The 17,493-nt window shown below is 57.0% G+C and carries 14 protein-coding genes and 2 pseudogenes; 12 read left to right on the top strand and 4 right to left on the bottom strand.

Annotation, left to right across the window (positions count from 1 at the left end; genetic code table 11):
* The first annotated feature begins 66 nt into the window (after window positions 1-66).
* Window positions 67-1,238 (top strand): annotated as a pseudogene (locus OF385_RS00915) (IS3 family transposase).
* A gap of 34 nt (window positions 1,239-1,272) precedes the next feature.
* On the opposite strand, the gene OF385_RS00910 reads toward OF385_RS00915, so the two are convergent.
* Complete coding sequence (locus OF385_RS00910) at window positions 1,273-2,061, bottom strand: siderophore-interacting protein (RefSeq protein ID WP_264276554.1); 789 nt, start codon at window positions 2,059-2,061, stop codon at window positions 1,273-1,275.
* Between the two features lie 105 nt (window positions 2,062-2,166).
* On the bottom strand, window positions 2,167-3,453 hold the full coding sequence (locus OF385_RS00905; RefSeq protein WP_264276553.1) for an MFS transporter: 1,287 nt from the start codon (window positions 3,451-3,453) through the stop codon (window positions 2,167-2,169).
* A 116-nt stretch (window positions 3,454-3,569) separates the two neighbouring features.
* On the opposite strand from OF385_RS00905, the gene OF385_RS00900 reads away from it, so the two are divergent.
* Window positions 3,570-4,364 (top strand): helix-turn-helix transcriptional regulator, encoded by a 795-nt coding sequence (locus tag OF385_RS00900; RefSeq protein WP_264276552.1) that lies wholly within the window; start codon window positions 3,570-3,572, stop codon window positions 4,362-4,364.
* 101 nt (window positions 4,365-4,465) lie between these two features.
* Here OF385_RS00900 and OF385_RS00895 read toward each other — a convergent pair whose 3' ends face one another.
* A complete protein-coding gene (locus OF385_RS00895) occupies window positions 4,466-5,719 on the bottom strand; it encodes an MFS transporter (protein ID WP_264276551.1) in 1,254 nt (417 codons plus the stop codon).
* 1,004 nt (window positions 5,720-6,723) lie between these two features.
* Here OF385_RS00895 and OF385_RS00890 point away from each other — a divergent pair.
* From OF385_RS00890 to OF385_RS00875, 4 genes are all read left to right on the top strand, one after another.
* Window positions 6,724-7,752, top strand: a complete 1,029-nt coding sequence (locus OF385_RS00890; protein WP_264276550.1) for an ABC transporter substrate-binding protein — start codon at window positions 6,724-6,726, stop codon at window positions 7,750-7,752.
* Between the two features lie 96 nt (window positions 7,753-7,848).
* On the top strand, window positions 7,849-8,814 hold the full coding sequence (locus tag OF385_RS00885) for a FecCD family ABC transporter permease (RefSeq protein WP_264276549.1): 966 nt from the start codon (window positions 7,849-7,851) through the stop codon (window positions 8,812-8,814).
* The gene (locus tag OF385_RS00880; RefSeq protein ID WP_264276548.1) at window positions 8,811-9,848 is read left to right on the top strand and encodes a FecCD family ABC transporter permease; all 1,038 of its coding nucleotides are present in this window, start codon (window positions 8,811-8,813) and stop codon (window positions 9,846-9,848) included. Before OF385_RS00885 ends, OF385_RS00880 begins: the two co-directional genes overlap by 4 nt.
* 180 nt (window positions 9,849-10,028) lie before the next feature.
* Window positions 10,029-11,342, top strand: a complete 1,314-nt coding sequence (locus OF385_RS00875; protein WP_264276547.1) for an MFS transporter — start codon at window positions 10,029-10,031, stop codon at window positions 11,340-11,342.
* A gap of 358 nt (window positions 11,343-11,700) precedes the next feature.
* Here the strand turns inward: OF385_RS00875 and OF385_RS00870 are convergent, their stop codons facing one another.
* Window positions 11,701-12,435 (bottom strand): FadR/GntR family transcriptional regulator, encoded by a 735-nt coding sequence (locus OF385_RS00870; RefSeq protein ID WP_264276546.1) that lies wholly within the window; start codon window positions 12,433-12,435, stop codon window positions 11,701-11,703.
* Window positions 12,436-12,497: 62 nt separating this feature from the next.
* Here OF385_RS00870 and OF385_RS00865 point away from each other — a divergent pair, with 62 nt between their 5' ends.
* The 6 genes and pseudogenes from OF385_RS00865 (at window position 12,498) to OF385_RS00845 (ending at window position 17,446) form a co-directional block, all read left to right on the top strand.
* The gene (locus OF385_RS00865; RefSeq protein ID WP_264276545.1) at window positions 12,498-13,382 is read left to right on the top strand and encodes a fumarylacetoacetate hydrolase family protein; all 885 of its coding nucleotides are present in this window, start codon (window positions 12,498-12,500) and stop codon (window positions 13,380-13,382) included.
* Between the two features lie 63 nt (window positions 13,383-13,445).
* On the top strand, window positions 13,446-13,829 hold the full coding sequence (locus tag OF385_RS00860) for a RidA family protein (protein WP_264276544.1): 384 nt from the start codon (window positions 13,446-13,448) through the stop codon (window positions 13,827-13,829).
* A gap of 373 nt (window positions 13,830-14,202) precedes the next feature.
* On the top strand, window positions 14,203-15,513 hold the full coding sequence (locus OF385_RS00855) for an MFS transporter (RefSeq protein ID WP_264276543.1): 1,311 nt from the start codon (window positions 14,203-14,205) through the stop codon (window positions 15,511-15,513).
* Between the two features lie 374 nt (window positions 15,514-15,887).
* A complete protein-coding gene (locus tag OF385_RS00850) occupies window positions 15,888-16,601 on the top strand; it encodes a FadR/GntR family transcriptional regulator (protein ID WP_264276542.1) in 714 nt (237 codons plus the stop codon).
* A pseudogene (locus tag OF385_RS16675) lies at window positions 16,598-16,834 on the top strand (AraC family ligand binding domain-containing protein); the annotation flags it as partial. The gene OF385_RS00850 and the pseudogene OF385_RS16675, both read left to right, overlap by 4 nt.
* A 30-nt stretch (window positions 16,835-16,864) precedes the next feature.
* Window positions 16,865-17,446, top strand: coding sequence for an AraC family transcriptional regulator (locus OF385_RS00845; RefSeq protein ID WP_264276541.1), 582 nt, complete (start codon window positions 16,865-16,867; stop codon window positions 17,444-17,446).
* Window positions 17,447-17,493: the final 47 nt, after the last annotated feature.

Raw genomic sequence — 17,493 nt, 5'->3', positions numbered from 1 at the left:
GGTTCGGTTGACACTTCTACCGCATAACCCAGCTATGGTTATGCTCAAACGAAGGAACAAAAAACCATGCCAAGAATCTTCACCGACGAATTCAAGAAGGACGCCGTCGCGCTCGTCGAATCGGGGATGCCCCAAAAGCAAGTTGCTGCAGACCTAGGAGTCTCCAAAACAGCTCGGCAAACGTGGGTTCGCGATGCCAGATTCCAATCCCACGGAATGACCCCAGCCTCTGATGCTGACGAACGCAAGGAAATGTCCCAGACGCTCAAACGCATCCGGGAGCTCGAAATGGAGAACGAAGTGCTGCGCAAGGCCGCAGTCTAGCTCTCCCAGCCGCATATTCGTTCCCCAAAATAATGGGCCCGCTCGTCCAAGAATTAGCCGCTCGAACAGGCAGGAAGCATATTCCTGTTGCGGTGACGTGCCGGGGCTTGGGATTCAGCACCCAGGCGTATTACAAGTGGCTGAAGAACCCTGTCTCTGACCGGGAAATCGAAGAGCGGGAGCTGATTGGCAAGCTGCACGAGCTTCACGAGGAGGACCCCGAGGGAGGGTACCGTGTGCTGGCCGATGACCTGGAAGACGCCGGCTACCAGGTCTCCGAGCGCCGAGTCTGGCGGTTATGTCGCAAGGCAGGGATCCGCTCAGTGATCAGCAAACGCCAGCGCAAGCACGTCCCGGCCGGTCCGCCGGTGCATGACGATTTGGTGAAGCGGAACTTCACCGCCGAGCGGCCTAACCAGTTGTGGCTGACCGATATTACCGAGCACCATACGACCGAAGGAAAGCTGTACCTGTGTGCGATCAAAGACGTGTTCAGTAACCGGATCGTTGGCTATTCAATTGACTCAAGGATGAAGGCCCAGCTGGCCGTCAACGCCGTGGAAATGGCAGTGGCGCACCGTGGCCACCCTCGTGGAGTCAAGGTCCACAGCGACCGCGGCAGCCAGTTCCGGTCTAGGAAATTTACTCAGGCTCTCGAACGCTACGGGCTGGTCGGTTCGATGGGCCGGGTCGGGGCAGCCGGTGGCAATGCGGCCATGGAGTCGTTCTTCAGCCTGCTGCAGAAGAACGTGTTGGACCGCCGCTGGTGGACGACCCGTCGGCAGTTGAGATTGGCGATCGTGACCTGGCTGGAGGGGAAGTATCACCGCAAGCGCAAGCAACGACGTTTGGGGAAAATGACCCCGATCCAATTCGAGGCTAAAGTGATCGAGTCTGTCGCTCTGGCAGCGTAAACCTTGGTGTCAACCAAACCCTCAGCAGACCCAGTTAGGCTTGCTCGGACCACTGCGTCTCATCAGTCCAGTAACCGATGGCTACGCACTGGGACTTGTCGACCCCGAGTCCTCTGAGGTGCTTCTTGAGGTGGCGGACTTGGGCTGTCTCGGCCGCGATCCAGTGGTACGACGCCGTCTCCAGGCCCGGCATCTGCTGGATGTGGTCGGCGAGGCGGCTGGCCGTGACGCCGTTGCCGGAGCCGATCAGCGGGACGAGGTCCAGGCGCGGGTGCGGCGGCAGGTAGTCGAGGTCACCCGGGGACAGCACCTCGGCGACGGCGGTGACGTCGATGCCCGGGTCGGTGCCCTCGAGGATGCGGGCTAGGGCGGGGAGCCCGGCGAGGTCGGCGATCAGGCAGTGGTGTCCTGAGGCTTCGGTTGGCGGCCGGTGCCAGGACCTCGCCCCGGCCATGAGCACCCTCCAGCCCGGTCGGGCGCTGTCGAACCAGTCGATGGCCACCCCGGAGGCATGGTGGGCGACGTCGATGGACATCGCGCCGGTGGCCGGGTCGAAGGCGCGCACGGTCAGGTTGCGCCTCCCCATGTTCGCCTCGTCCTCAACCGTCTCCCATCCGCCGTGAGCGCCGGGCACCGTCGTCTCGCGCGTGCCCAGGAGGACCCCGTCACGGGCGAAGTAGAGGCCAACGGATTCGTCCCCGACGCGCAAGGGCGAGTAGTCGTGCCCGGGAGCCACGGTGCTGATCTCGAAGTTGGCTCGGAAGATGTTCTCGGTGACGTTGTGCCGGTCGATCAGGGTCCCGGCGAATCGTGCCCATGCCATGGGTCTTCTCCTCGTGCTCGAAGTGTGGGGTGTGCGTGTGGGCCGGCAGCCGACCGAGCACCGGGGATGGGGATCGGTCGCCTGCCGGCTTGGTCGCCGGTCCGGTCAGCGCTGGGCGGCCTCACCGTGGACAGGGGTGGCCGTGGAGGTGTGGTGGAGCTCGTCGTCAATGAATCCGTGGCGTGAGGCGGCCAAGCCGCTGACTGCGGCGACCCCGACGAGGACGAACAGCAGTGCCAGCGACGCGGTCCATGCGCCGGTCCAGGCATGGAGCAACCCGAACAGGAGGGGGCCGGCCCCGGCGACTAGGTACCCGATGCCCTGGACGACACCGGAGACGGCGGCGGTCGTGGCGGGGGTGCGGGCGCGCAGTCCTATGAGGGCGAGGCTGAGCGAGAAGAGGCCGTTGCCGATGCCGAAGAGGATCATCCATACCCAGGATCCCGCCGCGGGCGCGACTGCAAGACCGATCAGGGACGCGGCGAAACACGCGGCGAGGACGATGACGACCGTGCCGAAGCGCCGCGGGTTGACGCGCGAGACGATAATCGATACCGGCATGCTCACGCCCGCGAGGACGGCGACCATGGTTCCGGCGACGCCGGCCTCGATACCCAGATCCTGCAGGTACAAGGCGAACCAGCCGAACGCGATGTACGCCAGAGCTGACAGGGAGGCGAAGAAGAAGGTCAGCGCGACGACAGTGCGGCTGCGAAGCATGCCCAGAGCCGACGGGCGTCGGGCATGGCGTGTGGGCTGGTCCGGTGAGGCGTGAGCCGGCCAGGGGCGGGCGAGCAGCCATGGGATCGCGGCCAGGACCGGCAGGATCGCCCAAACGGCGACGCCCCACCGCCATCCGTCCGACCCTATGCCGGCGATCGGGGCCGTCAGCCCGGCCGAGGCCATCGTGCCGAGGCTGAGTGCGACGACGTAGACCGAGGTCTTCTGCCCTACGCGGTCGGGGAAGTGCGTCTTCACCAGAGAGGGCAGGAGCACGTTCGCCACCGCTGCACCGACAAGCGCGACAGTGGACAGCAAGAGGAAGATGGCGAAGCTGTCAGTCAGCGCGCGAGCCACGAGGCCGAGGACCGAGACCGCCAATGCGATCAGCAATCCGCGGTGCGGGCCGATCTTGCGAGCGAGGAACGGGACGGCAATACCCGCCATGGCAAAACACAGGACGGGCAGCGTCGTAAGGAAACTCAGTCCCCCACTACCTGCGGAGAAGGAATCCTGGATGTTGCCCAGGACGGAGCCGAGGCTGGCGACCGCCGTGCGCAGCCCGAACCCGGTGACGAACAGTGCAACGGTCAACAGTGCGGCGTGTTTATTTGCTGGGGAGGTCTCCGGGCCGGGCGACGTGTCCACGATTTGGTCTAAATTCTTGTCCATGGTTCCAATCCTCCCCTTAGTCCATTCGGAGTTCTTCTGATATAAAGACATTAAGTATCGGAAATCTGCCAATAATCTTCGGCCTTCACGAAGAGTCTGGGAGGAGCACCATGTCCGTGAAGTCGCAGGCCTCCGACATCGACGCCCCAGTGCTGCCCGAGCAGCCTCATCGACCACACGTAGGCGCACGCACGGAGCGGTACCCGGACGGCGTGCATATCGCCTCACACTGGCACGACGAGGACCAGCTGGTCTACGTCAGCACCGGGCTGATGGCGATCCACACCAGTCACGGCGTCTGGGTCGCCTCCCCCGGCAGGGCGTTCCTCATCCCCGCTGGCGTCAAACACGAGCACCGCACTTACGGGAACACGCTCCTCCACCTCTTCAACTCCGCCGGCCCCGGCCTCGTCGCCCGCGGACTCGCGGGACCGGAGGTCGTGGCCGTCGATGCGCTGTTGCACGAGGTGCTCAAAGCCGTGACCGATCCAGCCTTGTCAGAGGAGGAAGTCGCACACCTCGAATGCGTCCTCAACGATCGGGTGCGACGAACTCCGGTGACCGGCCTGCGCCTGCCCCAGCCCAATGATCCGAGGCTGCGCGAGGCGTGCAGGCTCGTCCAGGACGACCTCGGGGACGTCTACACACTGCCCCGCCTAGCGAGATCCGTGCACGTCAGCGAACGGACCCTCGCACGGCTATTCAAAGCCGAGTTCGGGCAGACCTACCCGCAATGGCGGACCCGAGCACGCCTATTCGCCTCTATGGTTCGGCTCGCCGAGGGCCACACGGTCACCCAGGTGGCCCAGGAATGCGGATGGTCGACGCCCAGCGCGTTCATCGACACCTTCCGTCGAATCATGGGCCAGACGCCCGGCGCGTTCAAGGCCGCCGATTCGACTGACTGGTGACCCGGCATCGCACACCCAGCCACACCATGCCTCTCCCGGTGCCGAGACTCTCGCGCGTCGCGGCAGGCCCACGGCCCACCGTGACGCGCGAGAACCCCCGATCAGCGATCTACAGCGGCTCCCGCGCGGGCAGCAACCAGCTGCGCCGACGCGTCGATCCTGCGGGCACGGGCGATGAGCGCGACCAGTGCGGCACTGGAGACGAGCACGAGCACGGCAATGAACAGCAGCACGAGTGGGGCTGACTGGCTGCCCTGGTTCTCGATGATCCAGCCCACGAGACTGGGTGCGAAGGCCATACCGAGCATGGAGCCGGCAATGACGTAGGCGAAGCTGTTTCCGCGGCCGTATCCGCTGTGGGTCAGCCACGCCATCCCGGTGGGGAAGATCGGTCCGAGGAAGAGCCCGGCGACCATGTACGCCCAGGGTGCTGCCGCAGGCAGAAGCGTAGCCGCGACGGCGACCGCGAGTCCCAGCGAACTGATCGTAACCAGGGCACCCGCGGTAACGCGGTGGGCAAGGGCGGCCGCCGCGAAGCGGCCGAGCACCATCGCGGCCCAGAATCCGGTGACGAACAGGGTCGCGGTCGGGGCCGGAAGGCCAGACTGCTCCTGTAGGACGGTCGGGGACCAGTTACCGATCCCGGCCTGGACGGCGAAGTGCGTGAGGTAGAGGGCAAAGAAAGCCGCAATAGCGATCACGAACAGGGCGGGCCTGCGCAGAGGGGCCGTGTCGCCCGAGTGCGCAGCGGTGGTAACCTCGGCCGGAGTGGGACGCGGCTCGAGCCTCGTCGCCCCGAGTAACGCAAGCACCATGAGGGCCGAGGCCCCGGCAAAGATCCACGAGTAGTCCTCTGGCCCGACGAGGTAGACCAGGCCGGGGCCCGCGACAGTGCCGATGCCGAACCAAGCGTGGGCGATGTTCGCCCGGCCTGGTCCCTTCGCGCCGGACCCGACGAGAATCAGCTGGGTGATCATCGAGTCTACGCCGCCGAACCCGAGGCCGGCGACCGCTGTGCCGACGAGCAGCAGCGGCCAGGTTGGCGCGGCAGCGATGATGAGCCCACCGACGGCGATCAGCGCCATCGCGGCCATGATCGTCCAGCGGTTGCCGCGTGCTCGCAGGACAGGCTGCGCGATGAGCACGCCGATGATCGCGGCGAAGGACTGGGTCCCCAGCGCCGCGCCCACGGCAGCTGCGCTGAGGCCGAACCGCCCCTGGAGAACGGAGACGATGGGCCCGTAAACCGACATGAGTAGGCCGATCACCAGCATCGCGGCATAGCACCCGGGCAGACTCCATCCGCGGAAGATCGTAATGGGACGCATGTGTACCTCCAAAGAACATAAGAGCATCTCTATTAGTTTGATATTAAGATAAAGAGCATCCCTATGTCAATTGTTGAATTACATAGACCGGAGGCGCTGACGATCAGTAGGCTGCAACAAGCCCCAAGATCGCCACGGAAATCCACGCCGTCCCAGCGGCTCGCAGCGCCCCACTGATACTGCTCGGCGAGCCATCGGATCAAAGGTGTCGTCGACGGCGCTGCACACGACCAAAGCCTGTCCAAGCGGTTTTGCTGCGGCACATGCTGCACCAGAAAGAATCAACGACCCGTTGGCGCGCTCAAGAACTCGCACAGGGTGACGGCTAATGGCAACACCAACAGCACCACGCGCGCCCGCCACCCTAGTTCCATTGAGGCACCCTTGGTTAATGGCGCCGACCACACGGTCCCAGAAGCGGACCCACACTGGAATGCAGAGAAGTTCGCCAACAAACTCACCCTGCCCCTCGAAACGATTGGCTTCGAGGTTGCCGCTCAACTCTGCCGCAGCACTCCCACACCCTTATCCACCTCTATCGAAATGCACCACACCGCCACGTGGCAATAACGCGGCATAACCCCATTCCGACGTTGAGCGGGATATTACATCGGCGCTGGTGCTAACAGGAGTACCGTGCCGGAACGACCGCCACCCAACCCAACCAGCAAGCACCACCACAGACTAGACTCGCCTGAAAGGCAGCGTGGGTCAGAGGCCCCTCATCCCGAGTTGCCGTCAACCCAATTGTTATGCATGGCCACGCCGCCAAAATCTACGCTTTTGTCGTCGCTTCATTTCCCCAAACCGCAAGCACCACCATGCGAGCAGACGGCCCCTCTGACTCAAATTGATGACTTAAATCGATTCTGACGTGGCGCAGATCATATTACAGAAACGTGCGCATTTCTTGCCTGAAACCTGATAGAGCAGGATATTGAAACCGGCCGATGGATTTGTCCTATAAGGCGACGCCCGCATCCCTTTAAAGTGAATAGGTAAGCCATGCCTAAGTTGGAGGATATTCTCAAATGCACCCTACTAATCTCCGGATTTCTCGGCGACTCACTTTTGTTGGCCCCATTGTCGCAGGAATACTTGCCCTAGCTCTTGCAGGCTGTTCGACAACCACAGCGAAAAACGAGACTTCATCTCATAACGAGCCGTCCGGCACCTGGCCGATCACCATGCAACACCAGTTTGGCGAGACTGTCATTCCTGCCCCTGCAGAACGAATTGTGGTGACTGGAACCACCGACACCGACGTGCTCTTAGCCCTCGGAATTACTCCCGTTGCGTTTCCCCAGTGGATCTCGGATTGGGAACGAGGAGTAGGTCCATGGTCGCTCAATGACTTAGGCAGTGCAGATCCAAAACTATTAACTTTCCGGGAACTTAATTTCGAGGATATCGCTGCAACGAACCCTGACCTCATTTTGTCCACCGGAACCCAGCTGACCCAAACCGATTACGAAAAACTCTCGGGCCTAGCTGCAACCGTCGCACCTGTCGCAGGATACACAGACGCATATCTGGTTCCATGGGATGTTCGCACCGTTCAAGTTGGAGAAGCTGTCGGCAAGAAGGACGAAGCTCAGCAGCTCGTCACTCAGGCGAAGGATGCCTTCGCCGATGCGGTTACTGAACATCCCGATTGGGAGGGGCTCACTGCCGTCACAGTGATCTCGATGAACGGCGAGTTTGGGGTGTATGCGCCAACAGATAATCGGGGTCGTTTTATGGATTCGCTTGGTTTCGGAGCTACTAAAGAAGCAGCAGAGATCACCGGTGATGAGTTTTGGGGCGCTGTGAGCGAAGAACGCCTTGACTTGCTTGATACGGCAGATGTGATCGTGGTCTTGGAAGGTAACGACGCGGCGCAAGAGGCATTCGCGAACTCCAGCACTTTTCAGCAGCTCTCCGCCGTGAAAGAAGGACGCATCGTAGAAGTAACCGATGAAGACACCGTGATGGCGATGTCTGCATCAACGGTAACCTCGATCCCATACGCCTTAGAACGCCTAGTTCCAGAAATTGAGAAAGCCGTTCAGGGGGACTAAGTGCCAGCTTCGGTCTTGCAACCGATAAGACCCAGTATCCCCGGTTTAGCGCACAGCAAACCTAACTCATATTGGCGATATCGGTTGGTCTTTACGTTGGGTACAACCTCATTACTGCTTGCACTTGGAGTTTCTCTGTTTGTTGGAACCTCGCTTATCGGACCCGCAGAAGTCTGGCGCATTCTTATCGGCCAGGAAACCGGCTACAACGCAGAAGTAATTTGGAAACTGCGCATTCCACGAACCCTTATCGGCTTCACCGTTGGGGCAGCACTCGCGCTCGCTGGAGAGATAATACAGGCGGTGACACGAAATCCCCTAGCTGAGCCCGGAATTCTGGGGGTGAACTCAGGCGCCGCCGTCGCAGTGGTGCTAAGCATCGGCGTATTGGGAATTAGCTCTCCACGTGTTTATCTATGGTTTGCCCTGGGCGGAGCTGGCCTTGCAGCGATTGCCGTTTCACTGCTAGGTGGAGTATTAAACCGTTCTTCCAGCACGGCACGGTTACTGTTGGCTGGTTCCGCGATCTCCGCAGCATTAAGCGCGGGAGTTTCTGCTTTTGCATTGGCCGATCGTTCTACCTATGAGCAGTTTCGTTTTTGGGTTATCGGTTCCCTCAACGTTCCGACCCTAGAAATATTAGGTCAGACAGGACCTTTCTTGTTGCTAGGAAGCGTCCTTGCGTTCGCGCTTTGCCGTTCGATGGATGCCCTAGCTCTAGGAGAAGACATGAGCCGCGGATTAGGATCTCGCACCGGGTGGGTCCGCACAGGTGCACTGTTGTCGGTCACGCTTCTTTGCGGGGCAGCGACGGCCACCTGCGGTCCTATTGCTTTCGTAGGTCTAGCAACCCCTCATATCGCAAGAGCCTTACTAGGTGCAACCCATGCCCGAACGCTACCTTTCCAAGTGATTCTCGGACCAGTACTGCTCCTGACAGCAGACATTATTGGTCGCGTGATTGCCGCACCGGCAGAAGTGCAAACCGGGATCATCACCGCATTCATCGGAGCCCCTGCATTCCTCATCATCTTGTCCAAACGTCGGGTGGTTGCTCCATGAAAAACATACCCAATGTCAGTGCGATGCAACCTTCCACCCACGTGCGGACGAGCTTGCTCTGCGCAGTCCTGGTGATTCTTCTAACGATAGGTATTTTTACGCTTCTAGGTGGTACTGGACATCCTTTAACAGTAAAGCAACTGACATCCATTCTTTTTGGGTCTGGCAGTGGGTCTGAAAATTACCTGCTATTACAGTTGCGCCTTCCTCGACTGCTGTTAGCGATACTGGTGGGCAGCTGCCTTGGAATGTCTGGGGCTTTGTTTCAAGGGCTCACGCGCAACCCTCTGGGGAGCCCCGATGTAATAGGCATAAACGCCGGCGCCGCTACCGGTGCCTTGCTGGTGATCTTAGTTCTGCACGCAGGAGAAACTCAAACACCAACTGGCGCTTTGCTCGGAGGACTTGCCACCGGCCTCATTGTCTTTTCCATCGCTTCTAAGCACCGTATGAACCCGACACGATTGGTCCTGGCGGGCATTGCGATTGGACCTTTGTTGACGTCTGTCAATTCCTTCCTGTTGTTGCGCGCCGACGTGGATAACGCAGAAAACGCTGCGCGATGGCTGGTGGGAAGCCTCAATGGCGCAGATTGGGAACGAGTCAGTTATCTCGCACTGACCATTCTGCTTGTAGCACCCCTAGCTATGCTCCTCACCAAACCGCTGGTCCTCATGGGGATGGGCGATGACCTAGCCAGCGCGCTCGGCGTCAATGTGTCCCGTACCCGAATTGGCGTAACAGCCGTAGCATCCATTCTGGCAGCGTTGGCCACCGCGACTTCCGGGCCGATTGGATTTGTCGCCTTGGCCGCTCCCCATCTCGCAAGATGGATTGCTCCCGGCAACATCCACCCGATAATCAGCGCCGTTGTAGGTGCGGTTATGCTGGTGAGTGCAGATTTCCTTGCAACATATACCACGCCCTCTTTGAGCTTGCCAGTCGGTACAGTGACAGGGCTCCTCGGTGGAGCGTATCTAGCTTTATATCTAGGTTTGCAAGCGCGACGGACAAAACGCGGGATGAGCTTATGAGATTCCTCAGGCTGGATACATTGCCTCCGCAATTCCCCAGCCCTGAACACATGAGAAGACTACGACAACACACAAAATGCTCGGTCTCCTAAACGAAAACGTCCGTTGTTCCAATAGGTTCATCGGTGGCGCAACAAACAAGCACTTCGACATGTCAGCATGTCGCTGAAAGAAACTACTATGACTACAAATATCTCTTCCCGAAGCCATCTTGTCGATCTTCGGCCGCTCACCCAACGACCTGATTTTGCCCGTGTGTGGATTGGGTCTATGTTAGGCGGACTTGGCGGCCAACTAACAGTCACCGCGGTCATGCTGCATATGTATGCCCTGACATCCAGCACCCTGGCCGTGGCAATGATCGCATTCGCAGGCCTCGTACCAATGATCTTCGCTGGACTATACGGCGGGATGCTCTCTGATTATTTCGACCGCAGGCGCGTCGCACTGATCAGTGCCACCATTACTTGGATTGCAACCGTCAGCCTGGCCACCGTCGCATGGACCGGTCACGTGAACGAGGCATGGTTATACGGACTGTCCATCGTTATCTCGTGTTCAAATTCTGTGGTCTCTGCAGCCAAGACCGCGATGACACCAAAACTGGTTGGCCCCGAACTGATCGCCCCCGCAGCCGCATTAAATGGTATCTCTATAGGAATCATGGTTATGGCTGGACCGGCAGCCGGGGGCGCACTCGTTGCACTTCTTGGCTACCCTCTGACCTACACCATTGATGTGCTGCTAATGCTATCCCTATTCCTTGGCCTATGGACCCTTCCCCGGTTACTTCCTGGCGGTGTTACCACACGTCCGGGACTTGAATCGCTACGTGATGGACTGCGTTTTCTACGCACCGCGCCGAACTTGCGCGCTCAATTCTTCTTGGACATCATAGCGATGGTCTTCGGTAGCCCTGTGGCAATTTTCCCGGCAGTTGGAGTTGTATTACTCGGTGGCGGAGAAATAACGACCGGCATTCTCACCGCAGCAGTTGCCATCGGAACTTTTCTCTCCAGCCTTGTCTCCGGACGACTCTCCGGCATCACCCGCCATGGCATAGCAATTACCCGGGCAGTGCAGGCTTTCGGACTAGCCACGATGCTCTTTGGACTCGCCCTCTTGGGTGCTCACCTTGGTTGGTTTGCGCCGGAAACCGTGGATGCCACTCATCCGAATGTGGTGATGATCGTTGCCGCGTGTATCGCCCTCGCACTAACTGGCGCCTCAGACAACATCAGCAGCATTTTCCGTTCCACGATGATGCAACAAGCTACACCGGATGTTTATCGAGGTCGTTTACAAGGTATCTTCATGACTGTCGTAACTAGCGGACCTCGACTAGGGGCCTTGTACTTCGGAGTCCTCGCATCACTTTTCACGCTCTGGGTACCAGCCGTCGCGGGAGGATTGATGATCATGGCGATAGCTGGTGTACTGCTCCGGCTACGTCCGGGGTTTGGCGCTTACGATTCTCGTCACCCCCAGCCCTAGGCCACATTTCCAAAGTTCTCCGAATGCGCAGATGCACGGACGTTGAGTGGTCACAAACAGATTAGCTACGAAAGGATCTACAAGGAACTCCAGCTTAAGTGCGAGCTCACTTGAGGCGTCCGCAGTTCTCGTCCAACCACCGTTCTTATTTGGCGCCATAATTTCTGTGCGTTGGCCACGAGGTTCTAATCATTTCGTTTGCGGACTGGGATATGAATTAAAGGATCGATGAACCTCACCGAATCAAGAAAATTCCTGCAACGACTAGAAGCAGCAGACAATTTGACTTCGTTGAGCGGAAAAGGCCAAATAGCTTTCTGCTTTGATTTTCACCCTTCGGTATTGAGAAGTCTTATCATTATGCACCTCCGCTTAGCGCATCCCCGACCTGACGCAGGTGCACCCGCATGGCATGCTCCGCACCCTCTGGGTCTCGATCCTGCAGGGCTTTGAGTATCTGCTCATGCTCATGATGGTATTGACGTCGGCGCTCCGGCGTCGACGTCTGCCGCTTTCTCAGCCCCCATACTGGCAAGTCCCTCGCAGCGTTCATCACGTCAAACATCCGAATCAGTAGGTCGTTTTGGGTCGCGACCGCAATGGCACGATGTAATTTTGCATCCCAGGATTCGAAAGACTCAAAATCCGCAGATTTGCCACCCTCATTCAAGTATCGTTCCAGGGTTTCCAAATCGACTGCCGTCGCAGTCAGCGCGGCAGTCGAAGCTATCGAAGGCTCAAAGACCAGTCTGGCTTGCATAATCGTTGCAGGACTAGAATCCACCGGGACCGCATCAGGCGACATGGTACTGGTCAGGAAAGTACCACGACCCACCTGTCGAGTTATTAGTCCTTCGCGCTCTAGTTGCGATAGTGCCTTCCTCACGGACGGACGTGATGCGGCAAGCATCTCAACTAATTCTCGCTCGGTCGGTAGTTTGGCACCCGCACGAAAAGTACCGGCTGCAATACCGTCTTGAAGCATCGCTCGGAGAGCCTGATCCGCACCTGTCATAAGACTAGAATAGCAGGATGAACCAATTTGGACCAATAAGCTACCAAAAATTCCCAATAAAAAGGTATTGAATCCCACAGGCAAGGGGGGTTAGGCTTTTCATCGTTAGCTTTGGTTCAATTGGTAAGGATTGGTTCATTTTGAAATTTGTTTCATTCTCCGTCGACTCGGAACGCATCCATGTCGGCCTGGCAGACCCCATTCAAGGGGTCGTACACGATCTGAGCGACCGCCTACCTGAAGGCGCGGATCTGCTTCACGTCATTGAAGCCTGGTCTGGTCTAGAACAGATCGATGAAGACCTGGATTCATTGCCGACTTTCCCTCTAGACAGCGTGAGACTCTGTGCGCCGATCCCGGCACCTCAACGAAACATCTTCTGCGTCGGAAAAAACTACCGCGAGCATGTTGTGGAATTCGGCCGTTCCGGATACGATTCGCCGGACCGTTCAGAAAGTCTGCCTGAAGCTCCGGTTGTTTTCTCCAAGGCCACCACCTCAGTATCCGGTCCGTACGACAAGATCGAATCTCACCCAAACGTTACTAACGAGCTCGACTATGAAGCTGAGCTCGGCATCATCATCGGCCGCGGCGGCCGCGGGATTACCCGCGAAGAAGCTTTCGATCATGTATGGGGCTACACCATCATTGATGACTTCACCGCCCGTGATCTGCAGCGTACTCACAAACAATGGCTACTAGGTAAATCATTGGACACCCACTGCCCGATGGGACCGTACGCAGTCACAAAGGATGAAGTTCCAGATCCAGAAGACCTACGCGTGCAATCGTGGATTAATGGTGAAGCTCGCCAAGATGCTCACGTTCGTGACCTGATCTTTGACATTCCAGAATTAGTTTCGACCATTTCGGCTGGAATCACCCTATTCCCAGGCGACATCATCGCTACCGGCACACCGGTAGGTGTCGGCATTGGATTCGATCCTCCAAAGTTTCTTCAAACCGGCGATGTCGTCGAAATCTCAATCACAGGTCTCGGCACGCAACGCAACGAAGTTCAGTAATTCCCAACGAACGTATTTTTGATCGCGGGACACGATCATTAAGCAACCAGCAAGGAGCACTCAATGCCGATCCAATACATCCCCACCATCGAAGGCCTTTCGAAGTTTGGCGATTACTCACCCGTGGCCGTCGCCGACAACATCGTAGCCATTGCAGGTCAATTTGGTACCGACGGGGAAGACCCAGAAAGCCAAATCCGCGGCGCTTTTAAGAATCTCAAGACAGCGTTGGCTGCTGCGGACCTTGGCTTTGAGGACATTATCAAGTTCACTACGTTCGTCGTTGGTCGCGAGACGATTCCACATTTCATGAAGCTGCGAAAAGAGATCTTTGCCGAAATCTACCCTAATGGCATCTATCCCCCGAACACTTTGCTAATTGTGGCAGGTCTAGTGCACGAAGAGTTCGTCTTCGAAGTTGAGGCCATCGCTCAGAAGAAGAACTAGGCGTACCAAATCCCCACTTGTTTCTACGTCTTTACTGTAGAACTACAACAAAAAAGGCTATCTCCAATTAGAGTTCAGCTTTAGAGTGTATGGTCTCGCGCGAAATCATCCGGTAAGAAATCCGCGCGAGATCATGGGCCACTCCCCGCACCGCAGATTCCTAAGAAATAGATTTCACGAACGGACGACTCTGCATAGCCCTGGCTGATGCGTACAGATCTCAAGACCGAGTTATAAACAGACTTAGTCGCCATCTGAGCTGGCATCTCATTTTCCCTCATCACGCTTGGCACTAGCCTTCTCAAGACGCTCAGTAGCGTCACACACCTACAGCAGGCAAAGGTTATCCTTTGACTTAACGGATGGATATCTCATGACCACCACCGAACTGGAACTCGCTTCTAAGAAGAGCATGCAACGGCGTGCACGTTTCGGGAGCTTCGTCGGGACCACGATTGAATGGTACGACTTCTACCTTTATGGAACCGCAGCAGCTCTAGTATTTCCTCAGCTCTTCTTCCCTTCCGAGTCAGCCTTGACAGGAACTCTACTGGCGCTCCTAACCTACGCCGCTGGGTTCGTCTCTCGCCCTCTCGGAGGGATCATTATGGGGCATTTCGGCGACCGTGTTGGCCGGAAGGCCATGCTCGTCACTTCCCTGTTAATCATGGGTGTAGCTACAACCCTTATCGGAGCCCTCCCCACCCATCAGGCTATTGGCATGGGCGCTCCTTTGCTCCTTTTGACCCTGCGCATCATTCAGGGGATCGGACTTGGCGGAGAATGGGGAGGAGCAGTCCTGGTGGCCGTGGAGCATGCTCCGGAGGAGAAACGAGGACTCTTCGGCGCATGGCCTCAGGTAGGAGCTCCAGTCGGATTACTCTTGGCAAACGGCGTTTTCACTACGCTGAACTTTACCCTCACAGAGGAAGCCTTTATGGCGTGGGGATGGCGTGTGGGATTCTTGAGTTCCGCGGTGTTGATTGTTGTTGGTCTCGTAATCCGCCTCAAAATGGAAGAAACACCCGACTTCAAGAAAGTTCAGGAGCATGGAAAGGTCGCACGTTTCCCGCTTGTACAGGTTCTACGTCGGCAATGGCGACAGGTTCTTCTAGCAATCGGCATCAAGATATCCCAGGTCTCGCTCTTCTACATACTTACGGTGTTCTCACTGACCTACGTTTCAACTTCGCTTGGGCTTCCCCGATATGTTGCACTCATTGGGGTGCTGGTCGCCTCAGGTGTAAGTCTGTGCACAACCCTGTTGTCAGGCTGGTTCTCTGATGAGTTTGGACGTAGGAGAGTTTACCTAATTGGCGCAGTCCTCTCTGGAGTTTTTGCCATTCCATTGTTCTTTATGATGGACTCCGGCAGCGCGATCATCATTTGCGCCGCAATAGTTATCGGCATGATTTTTCACGACCTCATGTACGGTCCGCAGGCAGCTTTCATGACGGAACTCTTCGAACCTGAACACCGATACACGGGCGCCTCGCTTGGGAGTCAAGTAGCTTCCACTATCTCCGGTGGATTCTCCCCGGTCATTGCGGTGCTACTTCTAGACATGACCGGAGGAAAAGGCTGGGTAATTGGTTTATTCATCGCGGCACTGAGCGCCGTTACGATCGCGGCTACGTTCTTCTCTCCGGAGACTCATCGCGGTAATCGAAACCATACGAAGTGAGCAGTACCATACAGATTTTATTCAACAGCTAAGAACTACAGGAGATAAGGCATAGGCAGAATCGAATCTGCCTATGCCTTTCTTTGATTCCATCACTCATGTGCTCTTCGATACGAAAGGGTTCATTTCATCAAAGACCTTCGCACACCAGGAATAGCCTACTCATCGGTTGCGTAACAGACAGACGACATCGAAAACTACCCTGCACAAGCCTGGTGCTTGGTTCTCCTTCCAAAAAGTTGATTCTTACCCTTGCTTTTCCATTCGGTGGCCCATCCGAACAAGTCTGAATACTGTGCGTAGTCAATAAGGACTCGATCTCCAGCAACCAGTGCTAAATTATTAAGCATCCCTTTCCCTAGCTGGAGGCTAACATGTCGGAGACCCCCACCATGCCGAAACGTTCGACACTTGTCCCGCAGGTCATTGAAATTCTCCAGGAGAATATCAGTAGCGGGAGGTGGCCCATCGGTTCGCGGCTACCGCTAGAAGCCGAACTTTTGACACAGTACAAAATCAGCCGTGTCACTTTGCGCCAAGCCGTTCAAGCTCTTGTACATGTGGGTATGTTAGAAACGATCCAAGGCAGTGGCACTTTCGTCCGCGCATCCAGCGAGCTCAACACCGTCTTGAATCGTTATTTGGATAACGAACATCTTTCTTATGTTCTTGAAGCGCGTCTTGCCATCGAAGCTGAAGCAGCGGAGCTCGCCGCAACTCGCGCGACTCCAGACGACCTTAATGCCATGGCCGATCTCCTTGAAAAATCTCGTCATGCAGCCCTGAACAACGATGCCGAGAAGCTCAACTTATTCTCTGCCAAGTTCCATTTTGCCGTCGTGGAGTCGGCTGCCAACCCGGTGCTCTTAGAGCTGTATCGAGCCCTAGAAGAAGGTACCGCGAGATCTTTAAGAGAGATCTCAGATCATCAGCCGTTAGTCTCTTTCGTTGATGAGCACGTGGCGATTCTTGAATCCATCCGTGCTGGCGAAGGCATCAAAGCCTTGGCCGCAACAAGGGAGCATCTCACCGCGGTAATGACCCAACACGCCTCCCAAAGTGGTGCAGTCTCGGCGATCACCCGATGAAGAACGTCTCGTACACTTCCACTCATGCTGAAACATTTCCGACCAAAGACACATTGGTCCATACGGCACACTCGTATCATGAGTCAGACCTAGCGGCCCACGGGCACGAATTTGCTGAGATCGTTCTTGTCCGCGATGGGTCAGCACAACACATCACGCAGAACACTTCTCTGGTCTTGGAGCCCGGTTCAGTGCTGACGTTGGGGCCCAGCTCGTGGCATTCCTACAAAAACCACAGCTCTCTGCAATTATCACTTCTATACGTGTCGACCCAGTTGCTGCAACAGCACCTGCCCGCAAACAGCACAAACAGCACTTTAGATGAGATCCGCGCTCCCGGTCAGGTCACCAGTCGAAAACTAGGACGTTCAGAGTTCGCGGAGTTGTGCGATCTGGCTGATTCAAAAATCGCCTTTGGACGACAAGGTATTTTCGGGCAACTTAGCTACTTCTACCGCGTACTCGATGCACTAGATAGCTCTATCGCGAAGTCGAAAGATCGTTCTTCACTTGCAGGTCTAGGATCACCGTCGGCCGAGATATCGATAGTGCAGCAATTAATGCGTGAAAATCTGGATACGGCATGGACCATCGCGCGCCTAGCAAGTGCAGTCTCGTTCTCCGCATCCCATCTCACTCGTCTATTCCAACGAGACACTGGTTCTTCTCCGATGGCCTACCTAAACCAATTGCGAGCCGAACGAATGGCACTATTACTGCGGGAGCAGGGTATCTCAGTGGCGTCTGCTGGACGTGCTGTAGGTTGGCATGATGCATCCTACGCGACGCGTCGATTCGGCTCCCATTATGGAGTATCTCCCAGTAAGTACCGCATACAACATTGAAGTTTATTCGTCGCTTGGCCTCGGAGAGGTTCTGAAGGAAAAACTCC

The organism is Glutamicibacter sp. JL.03c, assembly GCF_025854375.1.
Classification (GTDB): Bacteria; Actinomycetota; Actinomycetes; order Actinomycetales; family Micrococcaceae; genus Glutamicibacter.
The sequence above is the reverse complement of the archived record's forward strand: the minus strand, read 5'-3'. Positions and strand labels throughout refer to the sequence as shown.